The sequence below is a fragment of the Citrobacter sp. MGH103 genome (genome assembly GCF_001034475.2).
Lineage (GTDB): Bacteria > Pseudomonadota > Gammaproteobacteria > Enterobacterales > Enterobacteriaceae > Citrobacter > Citrobacter freundii.
In genome coordinates this window covers 182,773-198,044 of record NZ_CP073043.1, presented here as the reverse complement: position 1 = coordinate 198,044, position 15,272 = coordinate 182,773, and the positions used below count along the sequence as shown (strand labels likewise).

Sequence of the window (15,272 nt, the reverse complement as noted above, 5' to 3'; positions counted from 1 at the left end):
TTAACTTTTGTAATCAGCGCTTTCCGGTGCCAGATAACGTTCTTCAAAGATATTTGCCGGAACGGGTCGGGCAAACAGGAAGCCTTGCGCCACTTCCACCCCGGCTTTTGATAACCATTCGCGTTGCGCTTCGGTTTCAACGCCTTCGGCGATCATCTGCAAGTTGAGGCTATGTGCCAGCTGAATGATGGCGGAGATCATGCTGCAATCTTCGGGCACGCCATCGACAAACATCTTATCGATTTTGAGTACATCCACCGGCAGCGACTTCATATGCTGTAGCTGTCGCAGACCCGCATACCCCATGCCAAAGTCGTCCAGGGCGATGCGCACGCCCGCGTTGCGCAGCGGTCGCAAAATGGCCACTGCGGCGTGAGGATCGTCAATATGCCGGCTTTCAGTCACTTCCAGAATCAATGTGCCTGGCTTAATGCGATAGCGCGTCAACAATTCCAGCAGATCAGACACCATACTTGGGTGCATCAACTGGAGAGCTGATAAATTCACCGAGAGCGGCAGCATGAGACCGCGTTCTTGCCAGGCTGACAGCTGGCGGCATGTTTCTTCCAACACCCAATAACCGACGGTCACCATCAGACCACAAGACTCAATTCTGTCGATTAACCCTTCAGGCAGCTCCCAGCTACCGTCCGGCTGCTGCATCCGCAATAATGCTTCTGCGCTCAATACCTTGCCGCTGGACATCTCTACCTGGGGCTGCATCCAGAGCGCAAATTGCTGGTTATCCATGGCGGTTAAAATATCGTTCTCTTGGGTTAAACGCTGCTGCGCCTCTTCCATCTGCAACGGATCAAAGAACTGAATTTGGTTTTTACCTTTATGACGCGACGTTAACACGGCTGACAGGGCGCGGCGGTAGAGCTGCTCTGCGGTTAAATCACCATAAAACATCGCCACCCCAATGTTGCAGGTAGGACGTAGTTGAATACCCTGAATCGGTAACCGCTCATTCACGATAGTGAGTACTTGCTGACCTAGCGTAATAGCGTGCCAGGGTTCTTTTACACCATGGGCGATAATGGCAAAGTCATAGCCACTCACCTGGGTAAGCACCATCCTGGGAGCCAATACCGACTTCAGTTTTTCGACCAGCGTAAGTAACAGGATTTCTCGCTGGGTTTCGGTTAACACCCCCGCGGTGTCACGTAGGGTTTCGCAAGTGACAATCATCAGCGCCGTCGTCTGTTGGCGGGTAACAACCTGCTCCAGCAGCCCCATTAAAAACGACTTATTGGGCAGTTCGGAAACCGGGAAACGCATTGCAAAGTCGCTTTGCTCTTCGCTATGTCGCTGAATCAACTGCTGATTAAGATTGTAGCTACGCACCAGCATACCAATCTCATCATCCTGATGTAGACGCGGCAATGCCAGTTGATAACCAATCAGGTCCTGCTGCTGAATGTCGTTCAGCTCACGGGCAATTTTACGTAAGGGGTGCACAATCAAGCGGTTAATGCACCAGGAGATGGCGACGGTCAGTATTAGCGACAAAAGTAAGTAAATGGTCACTAACGTCGAGAGCGTACTCATCACGAATTTGTACATGCGGTACGAATCCGCCTGCAGCACCAGATACGCCAGCGGTTGTGGGTTAGCGGAACGTTCAAGAGAATAGATCGGCAGCGAAATTTGTACCGGAAGCTCAAACAGGCGGGTCACCGTAACCGGAACCGGACGTTCGGGTATAAAGCTCATCCGCAGCGCCTGAAACTGATTAGGCAGCACCACATCGGCGCGACTTACCACGCCTGCTGGCCGAATACTTCTTAAAATAGCTTCCGCTTCGGGAATATCCCCTTTCAGGATAGTGTTCGACAGAGGTTCACGAACAGAGCGAGCGATACTTTCCAGTTGCGTAGCCGTGTTATAGCGGTTTTGCTGGACCAGATGGAACAACAAAACGGTGCAAAAAATAAAAACGAACACCATAACAACGGCCGCAACCATTGCCATCTGCTTAATTGTTAACGAGCGACTGACACGCAAACTGACTCTCCACGGATAGACGAAACTGCCGTCAGAGTATACCCGATCGTAGCGGTATTAAGAGAGGCGGTATCTGAAAACTTCCCAGCGTGCATTATCGCGACAGGATAGGCACCTGGCGACGAGATTTATCTGCATTTAAGCCGAAAAAGGCCGCAAGGTTAGCCCCTGCGGCCTGGTTCGGGCGCATGTTGCCATTACGGCAGGCAGACGCCCACAAAGTGCATTACTTCCTGTTACGCAGCCAGTTCACAATCAAGCTGGCAATAATGCCAGCGATAATTGGAGCCGCTAAATCGTGCCAGAAAGCCACGCCTAACTGTGCGAGCGTCATATAGCCGCCTGTGTTGCAATGGCAACTGTTCGCGGCTATTCTTAACTTGTCTGGAGTCAAGTTAGCCCCCGTTTTGTTGCCAGGTTTATACCGAACAACGTGCGGGGGTTTTCTCTTTCCAGCAACCTATGCCGCCGGGGATCAAGCCCCCGCAACATCGCGCCTCACCGGGTTAACCCGGCTTGCTGCTGATTCTACGGTAACACTTCCGTCTCATCACCCCAGAGTGATCCAGTCTGCGTAAAGCCTCGCAATTACGGCTTAATAAATCCGCCAATCGCTGGAAAGTTTCTTGCCAACTGGCAACTTTCCTGACGGCCATCCGCACGATAAAACTAATAACATATTGATATCTATTAGTTTATTTTCTGGCACAGCGATTGCTATATGACTGTGAGCTGTTCTGTTCCGAATCAAAGGAGATATCATGTCTGACTGTCGTACTTACGGATTCAACACCCAGATCGTTCACGCGGGGCAACAACCCGACCCTTCAACTGGCGCGCTCAGTACGCCTATTTTCCAGACTTCAACGTTTGTTTTTGACAGCGCCGAACAAGGTGCCGCCCGCTTTGCGCTCGAAGAGTCCGGGTACATTTACACCCGCTTGGGTAACCCTACCACTGATGCGCTGGAGAAAAAGCTGGCGGTACTGGAAAGAGGTGAAGCCGGGCTGGCTACCGCGTCCGGTATTTCTGCTATCACCACAACGCTGTTGACGCTTTGTCAGCAGGGTGACCATATCGTTTCCGCCAGCGCGATTTACGGTTGTACCCACGCGTTTTTGTCGCACAGCATGCCGAAGTTCGGGATTAACGTCAGCTTTGTCGACGCCGCGAAACCGGAAGAAATCCGCGCCGCCATGCGCCCGGAAACCAAAGTTGTGTATATCGAAACGCCCGCTAACCCGACGTTGTCGCTGGTCGACATTGAAACGGTAGCCGGTATCGCCCATCAGCAAGGCGCATTGCTGGTGGTGGATAACACCTTTATGTCGCCGTACTGTCAGCAGCCTTTGCAACTGGGCGCGGATATTGTGGTGCACAGCGTCACCAAATATATCAACGGTCACGGGGATGTGATTGGCGGCATCATTGTTGGTAAGCAGGAGTTTATCGACCAGGCGCGGTTTGTTGGCCTGAAAGATATCACCGGCGGCTGCATGAGTCCTTTCAATGCGTGGTTGACGCTGCGCGGCGTTAAAACGCTGGGCATTCGTATGGAGCGTCACTGTGAAAATGCGCTGAAAATCGCCCGCTTCCTCGAAGGGCATCCGTCCATTACCCGGGTGTATTATCCAGGCCTGTCATCGCATCCGCAGTATGAGCTGGGCCAGCGACAAATGAGCCTGCCAGGTGGAATTATCAGCTTCGAAATCGCCGGCGGCCTCGAGGCTGGCAGACGGATGATCAATTCTGTAGAATTATGCCTCCTCGCGGTCAGTCTCGGTGATACCGAAACCCTCATTCAGCACCCAGCGTCTATGACACATTCGCCCGTTGCGCCAGAGGAACGGCTTAAAGCAGGTATTACCGACGGGCTTATCCGTCTTTCTGTGGGTCTTGAAGATCCAGAAGATATTATTAACGACCTTGAACACGCCATCAGAAAGGCAACATTCTGACCAATATGGCCTGAACCGACGCCGTTCGGTTCAGGTTGTTGAGAATCAAGGCACAACAGTCTGGCAATACGCGCAATCCTCTTTCGGGGAGAACGTGTATTTTGGGCAGGGGGTTCTATGCAGGACAACACATTACAATTAAGCAACAATACAGCAACCGCCGTACCATTCTCAAAAAAAATACCGTTTACGAAATACGATTTTGGCTGGGTATTACTGTGCATAGGCATGGCCATTGGTGCCGGAACGGTACTGATGCCGGTACAAATTGGCTTAACCGGCATTTGGGTATTTATCGTCGCCTTTATTATTGCTTATCCGGCAACTTATATTGTGCAGGATATTTATTTAAAAACATTATCAGAAAGTGAAACCTGTAATGACTACACGGATATTATCAGTCATTATCTGGGAAAAAACTGGGGCGTATTTCTTGGCGTCATCTATTTTCTGATGATTATTCACGGCATATTTATTTATTCCTTATCCGTGGTTTTTGACAGCGCCTCATATATCAAAACCTTCGGCTTGACCGAGTCCGATCTTTCACAGTCGATAATCTACAAAGTGGCCATTTTTGCCGTGCTGGTCGCCATTGCTTCCGGGGGAGAAAAACTGCTATTCAAAATCTCCGGCCCGATGGTAGTGGTCAAAGTGGGTATCATCATCGTATTTGGTTTTGCGATGGTTCCGCACTGGAACTTCGCTAATATCAGCGCCTTCCCTGAAGCCTCGGTGTTCTTTCGCGATGTGCTGCTGACTATCCCGTTCTGCTTCTTCTCCGCGGTGTTTATTCAGGTGTTGAACCCTATGAACATCGCCTACCGCAAACGGGTGGCGGACCGGGTACTGGCCACACGTATGGCTATACGCACGCATCGGATCAGTTACATTACGCTGATAGCGGTCATCCTGTTTTTCTCTTTTTCTTTTACCTTTTCCATTAGCCATGAAGAAGCCGTTTCGGCCTTCGAACAAAATATTTCCGCACTGGCGCTGGCGGCACAGGTCATTCCGGGACAGATTATTCATATCACCTCAACGGTATTAAATATCTTCGCCGTATTAACCGCGTTCTTTGGTATTTATTTGGGATTCCACGAGGCGATCAAAGGAATTATTCTTAACGTACTGAGCCGCGTTATTGACGTGGAAAAAATTAATCCTCTGGTGCTTACGCTGGGTATTTGTACCTTTATTGTTATCACCCTGGTGATTTGGGTATCATTTCGCGTGTCAGTACTGGTGTTCTTCCAGTTAGGCAGCCCGCTGTACGGGATTGTGTCGTGTATTATTCCGTTTTTCCTGATCTATAAAGTCACACAGCTGGAAAAACTACGCGGGCTGAAAACCTGGCTAATCCTGTTGTACGGGATCCTGCTGTGCCTATCGCCATTACTGAAGCTGATTGAATAACCCGCGTAAACTGCGCCGTCAGCTCCTGGCGGCGCTTAGCTCACACTCTCCAGTTGATAGCTGCGAATTTTATTCAGTACCGTGGTATGTGATACCCCCAGCGCTTTGGCGATATGCCGCGACGACACATTCTCTTCCATCATCTGTTCAATAAGCTGGCGTTCCGCATACAAAACCTGCTCTTTAAAAGGACGTTCTGTCGGGCCTTGCTCAGCGGCGGGCAAATTCACCATCCCTAATTCTTCGGGCGTAATGACATCGGATTCCGCCATTAGCATCAGACGAATAATGGTATTTTCCAGTTCGCGCACGTTTCCCGGCCAGCTGTGATGGTGCAAGGCATCAAAACAAGCTTTATCCAGAATGATCCGCCGCTGGAATTCCTTTGCGTATTTCTGCACAAAGTGGCGAATCAACAGACTGATATCCTGCGGACGCTCCCGCAAGGGCGGAATAGTCAGGGAAAGTACATTGATGCGGTAATAGAGATCGGCGCGCAGCAGACGTTGTTCCACCATATCTTCCAGATTGGCGTTGGTTGCCACAATAATGCGTACATTAACCGGAATAATTTGCGCCCCGCCAACGCGACGGATCCCACCATCCTGCAGGACGCGCAATAATTTAGCCTGTAAGCCCAGCGACATTTCACCAAACTCATCGAGAAAAAGGGTGCCTTTATCGGCCATTTCAAACAGCCCTTTTTTGCCTTTACAATCCGCGCCGCTAAAAGCCCCTTTCTCATAGCCAAAGAATTCACTCTCCATAAGCGACTCAGGTAGTGCAGAGCAGTTGACCGGAATAAACGGATAAAAACGTCGCTGCCCGGAATTATGGATAGCCCGGGCCAGCAGCTCTTTGCCGGTACCCGTATCGCCACGGATCAGAACGGTATATTTGCTGTCAGCAATTTTTATCGCCTTTTCGATAAGCGCGTGCATGCTCTGGCTGCTGCAAATAATGTCAGAGAAATAACGCGGGCGTTCCGGCTCCGGCGTTGATAGCTCGCTTATCTCCTCACAGAGGTAGGCGACATTAATAATATCGGCGCGCTGGCTTAAACAGGATTGCACACAGGAAATATCCTGTAGCTGGCGGCACCAGGATTTAATCAGGATCCGTCCAGGTGTGACTTTCATGGAGATGATATTGATATCGCAGCAGGAAAATTCCTTCAGGACATCCTCAACCATCGACAGACGATCAATTGTTTTAATATCCCAGCGTATCGTGACCACATTTGCTCCTGATAGTTAGCAACTGCGAAATAGATATTTCTGTGACGAGAGGAAACCTGACTACATTTTAGACGCTGTGGAATAATGTTCTGCCAGAGGACTCACATTGTGGACGGAAAAACAAAATATAAAAAAACCGGAGCACAAGGCTCCGGTTATCGGGTCATAACCCACGTTTATTGCTGTGGGTTTTCGTCCTGGTCAACGGCGAAACAGGCCACCAGCTGACCGCCATAGTCTTTTAACTGTGGCTGAAGCTGAGTACACGGACCAAAGCGACGGCGGCAACGGGCGTTGAATGCGCAGCCTGGTGGTGGATTCAGTGGGCTTGGCAGCTCACCGGTCAGCTTGATACGCTCGCGGCGATCGTCCGGGTTCAGGCGCGGCGTTGCGGAGAGTAGCGCCTGAGTGTACGGATGCCGTGGATTATTGAAGATCTGATCCTTGGTTCCTTTTTCCACACAGCGGCCTAAATACATCACCATCACTTCATCGGCAATGTGCTCTACCACCGACAGGTCGTGCGAGATAAAGACGTATGACAGCCCCAGTTCCTGTTGCAAGTCCATCATCAGGTTCAGCACCTGCGCACGTACGGAAACGTCCAGCGCCGAGACCGGTTCGTCGGCAATCACCACATCCGGGTCAAGCATCAGACCGCGGGCAATGGCGATACGCTGACGCTGGCCGCCGGAGAACATATGCGGATAGCGGTCGTAGTGCTCGGTTTTCAGCCCCACTTTCGCCATCATCGCCAGCGCTTTTTCACGACGCTCCTCTTTGCTGAGCGTGGAGTTGATCAGCAACGGCTCTTCCAGAATCTGCCCTACTTTTTTACGCGGGTTCAGGGAACCATAGGGGTTCTGGAACACTATCTGGATTTTCTGCCGACGCAGCTTCTGCGCCTGCGGGTCATGCTTGAGTAAATCCTGACCCTGGTAATACAGCTCACCGCCAGTCGGGATTTCAATCATCGTCAGCAGACGGCCAAGGGTGGATTTCCCACAGCCCGACTCACCTACCACCGCCAGCGTTTTACCGCGCTCCAGAGTAAAGGAAACGCCATCCAGCGCTTTCACCAGGCGTTCCGGGGCGAACATGCCCTTCTTCACCGGGTAGTGTTTTTTCAGGTCAATTGCCTGCAACAGCGGCTGTTGCGCGGCGGCCTTTTGCGTACTCATAGCCCAGGCCTCCCGGCATCATCAAGTGGGTAGTGGCATTTCGACTGACGACCGCCTTCCAGCAGGTTCAGTTCAGGTTCTTCAGCGCGGCATTTGTTGGTCGCATAGGGGCAGCGTGGATTCAGCAAACAGCCCGTCGGACGGTCATATTTCCCCGGCACCACGCCCGGCAGTGAGGCCAGACGCGCTTTATCCTGCGCAAACTCCGGCAACGCACGTAGCAATGCCTGGGTATACGGATGACGCGGCGCGCGGAAGATATCCTGCGCGGCCCCGGTTTCCACTACCTGCCCGGCGTACATCACGATGATTTTGTGTGCCGCTTCAGCCACCAGCGCCAGATCGTGCGTGATTAAGACCAGCGCCATGTTCTCTTTTTGCTGCAATTCCAGCAGTAGCTCGATGATCTGCGCCTGAATGGTCACATCCAGCGCCGTTGTCGGTTCATCTGCAATCAGCAGCTTCGGACGACAGGCAATTGCCATCGCGATCATCACGCGCTGACTCATCCCACCGGACAACTGGTGCGGATAGACATCCAGACGCGAGGCCGGATCGGGGATCCCCACCAGCGTCAGCAGGTCAATTGCCCGCTGAATACGCGTTTTTTTGTTGCCGCCCTGGTGCACCTTGATGGCTTCCATAATCTGGTAGCCGACGGTATAGCAGGGGTTAAGACTAGTCATCGGGTCCTGGAAGATCATTGCCACTTCCGCACCCACCAGTTGGCGACGCTCTTTCTCAGAGATGCGCTTCAGGTCGCGACCATTAAACTCCAGATTTTCGGCCATAACGCGGCCAGGGTAGTCAATCAGTCCCATAATCGCCAGCGAGCTGACGGACTTACCAGAACCAGACTCCCCAACAATGCCAACCACTTCACCCTGATTCACACTGTAGCTAATGCGGTCTACGGCGCGGAATTCGGAACCTACGTCGCCGAAATGCACCGATAATTTATCTACATTTAATAACGCCATCTCGAACCTCTTACTGCTTCAGTTTGGGATCGAGCGCGTCACGCAGACCGTCACCCATCAGGTTAAATGCCAGCACCGTCAACAGGATCGCCAGCCCCGGGAAGGTCACGACCCACCAGGCGCTTTGGGCAAACTGCAGAACGTCAGAGAGCATGGTGCCCCATTCCGGCGTAGGCGGCTGTGCGCCCATCCCCAGGAAGCCGAGGGCAGCCATATCGAGAATGGCGTTAGAGAAGCCAAGCGACGCCTGAACAATCAGCGGCGCAAGACAGTTAGGCAGAATATTGACGAACATTTGGCGCATCGCGCCGGCTCCCGCCACGCGGGATGCGGTGACGTAGTCGCGGTTAACTTCCACCAGCACAGCGGCGCGCGTCAGACGCACATAGTGCGGCAATGCTACAAACGTCAGCGCCAGCGCAGCGTTGCCTATCGAGGGACCAAATACCGCCACCAGCACCAGCGCCAGTAACAGGCTCGGCAATGCCAGCATGATATCGACCACACGCATGATGACGTTATCGACAATTCCACCAAAGTAGCCAGCGATCAGCCCAAGAACCACGCCCATCAGCAGGGAGAGTACAACCACCAGACAGCCAACCAACAGCGACAGACGCGCACCGTACATCAGGCGGGACAGCACGTCGCGGCCCACATCATCAGTACCAAACAGATGCGCCATGGTACCGCCTTCCTGCCACGCAGGCGGAGCTAGTAGCGTATCGCGGAACTGGTCTGCCGGGTTGTAGGGTGCAAGGACGTTGGCAAAGACCGCAATCAGGATCATCACCACAACGTACACCAGCCCAACAACCGCACCTTTGTTGCGTTTAAAATAGTGCCAGAACTCCTGCAGCGGGGTCATGGGCACCGGTGCAGCAATAACTTTATTTTCAGTAACCTGTGACATGATGGCCCCTTACTTCTTATGCCGAATACGCGGGTTCACCACGCCGTACAGCAGGTCTACCAGCAGGTTGACGAGGATAATCATCGTCGCGACCAGCAGTACCCCACCCTGCACTACCGGATAATCACGGCGTTGTAGCGCATCGATCAGCCAACGTCCCAGCCCCGGCCACGAGAAGATAGTCTCGGTCAGGATTGCCCCTGCCAGCAACGTACCAACCTGCAGGCCGATAACGGTGACAACGGGCAGCATCGCGTTACGCAGAGCGTGAATGATGATGACGCGCATACGGGTCAAACCTTTAGCGCGCGCGGTGCGGATGTAATCCTCACCCAGCACTTCCAGCATCGATGAACGGGTCATACGCACAATGACCGCCAGAGGTATAGTGCCCAGCACCATTGCCGGTAGGACCATATGCGCCAACGCATCGATAAAGTTGCCCTCTTCACCCCAGATTGCGGTGTCGATCAGCATAAAACCGGTCAGCGGATTGGAATCATCAAGGAACACCATGTCGCTCACCCGCCCAGAAACTGGCGTCAGGTTCCACTGCACGGAAACCAGCATGATCAGCATCATGCCCCACCAGAAAATCGGCATGGAGTAACCGGTCAGCGCCAGGCCAACGGCGGTATGATCGAAAATGGAGCCGCGCTTAACGGCAGCAAGTACACCCACCGGGATACCCACTGAGACGGCGAAAATCATCGCGCAGACGCCGAGTTCCAGCGTGGCTTTGAATCGAGGTACGAACTCTTCCCACACCGGTAAGCGGCTTTTCAGTGAGATACCTAAATCGCCATGCATAACCCCCCAGATATAGTGGAGGTACTGCTGCCACATCGGCTTATCCAGACCGAGTTCAGCCAGCAGTTGAGCATGACGCTCAGGGGAGATCCCACGTTCACCTGCCATGATCATAACCGGATCGCCGGGGATCATATGGACGAAGGCAAAGGTGAGAAGAGTGATACCGATAAACGTGGGGATGACGAGTCCCAAACGTCGGAGAATGAACTGCAACATAACCCGGATTCTCTCTAATGACGCACGGCCTGGAACCGTGAGTCTGTATTGCTCACAAATCTTATCCCACGCAAACTGCATCGCGGGTAAAGCATTACGCCGGAGGGCGCTGCGCTTATCCGGCCTACACAATACCGGGGCGCAGCGCTTCCTTAATTGCTTTTAATTATTCGACAGAGACGTTTTCGAAGTGGTGTTTGCCTAATGGATCAACCACATAGCCTTTCACTTCTTTACGCACTGGTTCGTACACGGTGGAGTGAGCAACAATCAGAGCCGGGGCCTGATCGTGCATAACAACCTGAGCTTGCTTGTACAGTTCAATACGTTTGTTGTGATCGTCGGTCGCACGCGCCGGTTGGATCAGGTCTTCAAACGGCTTGTAGCACCAGCGAGAGTAGTTGGAGCCGTCTTTCGCTGCCGCACAACTGAACAGGGTGGCGAAGAAGTTGTCCGGATCCCCGTTGTCACCGGTCCAACCCATCATCACCGCCTGATGTTCACCCGCTTTGGCGCGTTTCAGATACTCGCCCCACTCATAGGTCACAATCTTGGCCTGAACGCCAATTTTCGCCCAGTCAGCCTGAACCATTTCCGCCATACGACGGGCGTTCGGGTTGTAAGGACGCTGTACCGGCATGGCCCACAGCTCAACGGTAAAGCCTTTGTCCTGACCGGCTTCCTTCAACAGCGCTTTGGCTTTCTCAGGATCGTAGGTGTAGTCTTTAACGTCGTCGTTATAGCCCCACATGGTCGGTGGGATCAGGTTTTTCGCGGCAACGCCAGCACCCTGATAAACCGCTTTGATGATCGCTTCTTTGTTCACCGCGTAGGTCAGCGCCTGACGGACTTTCACATCATCAAACGGTTTCTTCTCGGTGTTGAAAGAGAGGTAGCCAACGTTCAGACCGGCCTGCTCCATCAGGTTAATATTTTTATCCTGCTTCATGCGCGCGATGTCAGCCGGGTTCGGGTACGGCATCACCTGGCACTCGTTCTTCTGCAGTTTGGCGTAACGCACAGAAGCGTCAGGCGTAATGGAGAAGACCAGACGGTCGATCTGCGGCTTAGTGCCCCAGTAACCTTCGAATGCTTTATACAGAATACGAGAGTCTTTCTGGTACTGCTGCAGCTGGAACGGACCGGTACCGATTGGGTTCAGATCCACTTTCTCCGGGGAACCGGCTTTCAGCATGTTGTCCGCATATTCTTTGGAAAGAATAGAAGCGAAGTCCATCGCCAGGTCAGCCAGGAACGGTGCTTCCGGGCGAGTCAGTACGAACTGAACGGTTTTATCATCCACTTTTTTCACTTCGGAGATCAGGTCTGGCAGACCCATCCCTTCGAAGTATTCATAGCTGCCGCCAGAAACTTTATGGTACGGGTTCTGGGCATTTTTCTGACGATCGAAAGAAAACACCACGTCATCGGCGTTTAAATCGCGCGTCGGTTTGAAATCTTTGTTGTCCTGCCACTTCACGCCAGGGCGAAGGTGGAAGGTATAGGTTTTACCGTCTTCGCTGATTTCCCACTTCTCAGCAAGTCCCGGGATCACTTCAGTTGTGCCGGTTTTGAACTCGACCAGGCGGTTATAGATCGGCACGGAGCTGGCATCATAGGTGGTACCAGAGGTGAAAAGCTGCGGGTTAAAGCCTTCAGGAGATCCTTCTGAACAATAAACCAGAGTTTTAGCCTGTACGCTTGCTGCGACGGTCATAGCCACCAGGCTCAGACCAAGCTTCAGCATCCCTGACTTCTTCAAGGAAATACTCATTCTTCTGCTCCAAATGTGATGTTTGTTGTTTTACCCTTTGCAATGGGTTTGCACCGCCTGGCCTTTTTTGTTTTTTACCCGGCCGGGTCAGCGTTAAGAGGATGGGGATTCCGTTCACATAAGCGACTGAGTTGCAGTGCGGATTCTCCATGAAATGCCCCTCATACCCTACAATCTGTCAACAGAATGTGAAAACGTCAATACAGGTAACCGCGATTTACACCAACGGTGAGAATTGGCAAACAAAGATTAAAAAAAGTGCAAGCGGGTATTTTCAGCAGGGAAATTTGTGCTACGCGCACTATGCCAGAATAAACATCTTCATACTTCGCAACATTTGGAGATTAACATTTATGCAATTTATTCAAATTTTCCCAATGAATGCTGCATATCTGAGCGATTAATGCCATGAACGTTAAAACGCACAGCGGAAAATGCCAGCGCCAGCCATAAGTAGCGCAAAAAAAGTTTCAAGCAAACATAAAAAAAGGCAATGGAATATGTCACAGAATCGTTAACTGTCAGTGGGAAGTGATGCACAATTTTTGCAGATAAAAGGAAGGTCAAAGGTGGGGTTGGAATAACGCCATACACGCTGGGATGAAACTGAGTCTGTAGGCCGGATAAGGCAAAAAACCCTGCTCGTTGAGCAGGGTTTTGAATTTGGTCGGTGATAGAGGATTACTCGCCACTACGTGGCTCGCCCTGCGGGCCGTTGCTGACGCAACGTTCTCTCGCTACGCTCGAGTCGAACCTCTTACCCCCGGAGGTTCTCATCCTCCTGGGCTATAAAGCAAAAAACCCTGCTCGTTGAGCAGGGTTTTAAAATTGGTCGGTGATAGAGGATTCGAACCTCCGACCCCTTCGTCCCGAACGAAGTGCGCTACCAGGCTGCGCCAATCACCGAATGCGGGGCGCATCTTACTGCTCAGCCACGCGCCCGTCAATCCCTTAGTATCAAAATGCCATTTGATCGGCGAGAAAGTCAGCAGCTCTGTTACTGGGCTGTAACCTTCTTCGCGTCCGGGATACGACACCAGTTGTTATTCTCGTTAATCCCCCCATTTGGCGAGGTATAACCAAGGCAACCCAGAACGGTATCGTACAGTTCCACATGACGACGCGGCACCTTCATCTCAGCTTCTTGCTTCAGGTGCGCAAACGCCTTCGCATGGTCAGGGTCTTCCAGATATTTGTCAGACATCCACACCATCATAGGAACGCGGAACTGCTCAGGCGGCGCCATTTTACGCGGCGTTCCGTGCAGGTGCTCACGTTCGTTAATTGACTCACCGTGATCGGCGGCGTAGAACACAATCGCTTTCTTATCGCGCAATTGATCAAACACTTTGGTAATAAAGTGATCAACGTAGGTTACCGAATTATCAAATGAATTAATCATCTCAGCTTTCGAGCAGCCACTATCCACGTTGACACACTCCGGCTTCCACTGTGCATATTCGCGGGTGTAGCGCTGGGTGTAGTTAAAATGCGAGCCCTTGGTGTGCAGAATAATCAGACGCTTTTCGCCATCATCAGTCTTCTGTAAAGATTGCTGCATCTCATTAATCAGCAGCATATCGTCAACGTTTTTGCCACGGTTACGCGGCTCAGCGCCAATCTGCTCACGATAGGCAATGTTCTCTGCCATAGTATTGCTGTAGAACCACATCTCGCTTTGCATCGCGTAAAGATCGGTCTTGAACCCTAACTGGCCGAGCACAGAAAAGACGTTTTGTTCTTTCAGAGTACGCTGCGGGTTTTCTTCCGCCCCGCCCTCGCGCACAAACATACAGCGCAGCGAAAGTTTAGTCGCCGTATCACAGGAATATCCTCGGAACGCGGCCAGATTTTTCTCCTGGGCGAGCCTTGGCGTGGTATTGCGCTCATAGCCAAAAATCCCCATATGATCCCAGCGGGTCGTTTCGCCAATAATAAAGACCACGTAGGTGTCGTCGAGGTTTTTGGGCGCAACATAGGTAAACTTCTTCGCCGGGTTCATCAGCGATTTGTTGTCTGAGGATTCATCCACCTGTGCCCAGGCGTACAAACCCAGCGCAGAGAGCCAGTTTGACGGCAGATAGGAATTCGCCACAACCCCACCATAGCTGGGTAAATCGATTCCTGTTTCTCGCTCAACGCTTCTCTGTTGCATGCTCAGCAAGCGAATCGGCGCCCATACCATCAGGCCAGCCACCAATACCACCGCCACGCTACGCCATCTCATGCCAGGCGTGCGGATCTGTTTCATCAGGGTATAGCGGCAGCGATTACTCCAAATCAGAACCAACGGTAAAATGCTGACCGAAACCAGCCACACGATAAAATGCCAGCCAACAACTTCTTTCGATAAATCAATATCCGTTGTCATTACGGAGGCAATAATACCGTAGCCAATGACCACGTTCAGGAAGGTCATGTAATAGCTGGCGCCAGCAGAGCAGAGCACCACAAACGTTGCCAGTACACGCCAGGCGCGTCGGCCAAATAAAGAGAGAATACGGAGTAAAAAGAAGGTCACCAGCACAGTGCCAGCTAATTCAACAACCGCAGAGAGTCCTTTCCAGACGGTAAACTCGTGCGCATATCCGCTAAAACGACGGAAAAACACAGCGCAATTCATAAAAAGACCGATATAGATCGCCAGCAAGAAACTCAGCTTCTGCTGCGTCATCGATTTGATATATCTCATGCAAACAAACCCTGGAGGAAGGGATAAAAACACCCTGCGCAAAAGCCTGTCAGGCCATACAGGGGAAAAGTGCGACAAATGCAG

12 protein-coding genes, 1 tRNA gene and 1 other RNA gene are annotated in these 15,272 nt (G+C 52.0%); 2 read left to right on the top strand and 12 right to left on the bottom strand.

The window, feature by feature from the left end:
* Positions 1-2,007 (bottom strand): biofilm formation regulator HmsP, encoded by a 2,007-nt coding sequence (gene hmsP / locus SK33_RS00950; RefSeq protein WP_071687011.1) that lies wholly within the window; start codon positions 2,005-2,007, stop codon positions 1-3.
* Positions 2,008-2,233: 226 nt separating this feature from the next.
* Positions 2,234-2,341 carry a type I toxin-antitoxin system toxin Ldr family protein gene (locus SK33_RS00945; protein ID WP_003023297.1) on the bottom strand — a complete coding sequence of 36 codons (108 nt, stop codon included), beginning with the start codon at positions 2,339-2,341 and terminating at the stop codon, positions 2,234-2,236.
* Between the two features lie 427 nt (positions 2,342-2,768).
* Here SK33_RS00945 and megL point away from each other — a divergent pair, with 427 nt between their 5' ends.
* Entirely contained in the window at positions 2,769-3,965 is a 1,197-nt protein-coding gene (gene megL, locus SK33_RS00940; protein WP_003023295.1) for a methionine gamma-lyase, read from the top strand.
* A gap of 117 nt (positions 3,966-4,082) precedes the next feature.
* The gene (locus tag SK33_RS00935; protein WP_016151142.1) at positions 4,083-5,381 is read left to right on the top strand and encodes an aromatic amino acid transport family protein; all 1,299 of its coding nucleotides are present in this window, start codon (positions 4,083-4,085) and stop codon (positions 5,379-5,381) included.
* A gap of 35 nt (positions 5,382-5,416) precedes the next feature.
* Here the strand turns inward: SK33_RS00935 and SK33_RS00930 are convergent, their stop codons facing one another.
* The 10 genes from SK33_RS00930 to eptB form a co-directional block, all read right to left on the bottom strand.
* Positions 5,417-6,619, bottom strand: coding sequence for a sigma-54 interaction domain-containing protein (locus SK33_RS00930; protein ID WP_003024321.1), 1,203 nt, complete (start codon positions 6,617-6,619; stop codon positions 5,417-5,419).
* A 176-nt stretch (positions 6,620-6,795) separates the two neighbouring features.
* Positions 6,796-7,800 (bottom strand): dipeptide ABC transporter ATP-binding subunit DppF, encoded by a 1,005-nt coding sequence (gene dppF / locus SK33_RS00925; protein ID WP_003024319.1) that lies wholly within the window; start codon positions 7,798-7,800, stop codon positions 6,796-6,798.
* Positions 7,797-8,780: a dipeptide ABC transporter ATP-binding protein gene (gene dppD, locus SK33_RS00920; RefSeq protein ID WP_048218810.1), complete on the bottom strand. Its 984-nt coding sequence runs from the start codon at positions 8,778-8,780 to the stop codon at positions 7,797-7,799. Before dppD ends, dppF begins: the two co-directional genes overlap by 4 nt.
* 10 nt (positions 8,781-8,790) lie before the next feature.
* The gene (gene dppC, locus SK33_RS00915; protein WP_003024315.1) at positions 8,791-9,693 is read right to left on the bottom strand and encodes a dipeptide ABC transporter permease DppC; all 903 of its coding nucleotides are present in this window, start codon (positions 9,691-9,693) and stop codon (positions 8,791-8,793) included.
* A 9-nt stretch (positions 9,694-9,702) separates the two neighbouring features.
* Entirely contained in the window at positions 9,703-10,722 is a 1,020-nt protein-coding gene (dppB, locus tag SK33_RS00910; protein WP_003024312.1) for a dipeptide ABC transporter permease DppB, read from the bottom strand.
* A 166-nt stretch (positions 10,723-10,888) separates the two neighbouring features.
* Positions 10,889-12,496 (bottom strand): dipeptide ABC transporter periplasmic-binding protein DppA, encoded by a 1,608-nt coding sequence (gene dppA / locus SK33_RS00905; RefSeq protein WP_032937213.1) that lies wholly within the window; start codon positions 12,494-12,496, stop codon positions 10,889-10,891.
* The gene (locus tag SK33_RS00900; RefSeq protein ID WP_127674029.1) at positions 12,411-12,647 is read right to left on the bottom strand and encodes a hypothetical protein; all 237 of its coding nucleotides are present in this window, start codon (positions 12,645-12,647) and stop codon (positions 12,411-12,413) included. Before SK33_RS00900 ends, dppA begins: the two co-directional genes overlap by 86 nt.
* A 513-nt stretch (positions 12,648-13,160) precedes the next feature.
* A non-coding RNA gene (locus SK33_RS00895) (RtT sRNA) lies at positions 13,161-13,294 on the bottom strand.
* A 31-nt stretch (positions 13,295-13,325) separates the two neighbouring features.
* Positions 13,326-13,402: transfer RNA gene (locus tag SK33_RS00890), tRNA-Pro, on the bottom strand.
* Between the two features lie 91 nt (positions 13,403-13,493).
* Entirely contained in the window at positions 13,494-15,188 is a 1,695-nt protein-coding gene (gene eptB / locus SK33_RS00885; RefSeq protein WP_003024304.1) for a kdo(2)-lipid A phosphoethanolamine 7''-transferase, read from the bottom strand.
* Between the last annotated feature and the right edge of the window lie 84 nt (positions 15,189-15,272).

Coding starts and splice junctions, on each gene's coding strand:
- SK33_RS00935 (WP_016151142.1), top strand. CDS start 4,083: ATGCAGGACAACACATTACAATTAAGCAACAATACAGCAACCGCCGTA.
- SK33_RS00900 (WP_127674029.1), bottom strand. CDS start 12,647: ATGGAGAATCCGCACTGCAACTCAGTCGCTTATGTGAACGGAATCCCC.
- dppC (WP_003024315.1), bottom strand. CDS start 9,693: ATGTCACAGGTTACTGAAAATAAAGTTATTGCTGCACCGGTGCCCATG.
- megL (WP_003023295.1), top strand. CDS start 2,769: ATGTCTGACTGTCGTACTTACGGATTCAACACCCAGATCGTTCACGCG.
- dppB (WP_003024312.1), bottom strand. CDS start 10,722: ATGTTGCAGTTCATTCTCCGACGTTTGGGACTCGTCATCCCCACGTTT.
- dppD (WP_048218810.1), bottom strand. CDS start 8,780: ATGGCGTTATTAAATGTAGATAAATTATCGGTGCATTTCGGCGACGTA.
- dppA (WP_032937213.1), bottom strand. CDS start 12,496: ATGAGTATTTCCTTGAAGAAGTCAGGGATGCTGAAGCTTGGTCTGAGC.
- eptB (WP_003024304.1), bottom strand. CDS start 15,188: ATGAGATATATCAAATCGATGACGCAGCAGAAGCTGAGTTTCTTGCTG.
- SK33_RS00945 (WP_003023297.1), bottom strand. CDS start 2,341: ATGACGCTCGCACAGTTAGGCGTGGCTTTCTGGCACGATTTAGCGGCT.
- dppF (WP_003024319.1), bottom strand. CDS start 7,800: ATGAGTACGCAAAAGGCCGCCGCGCAACAGCCGCTGTTGCAGGCAATT.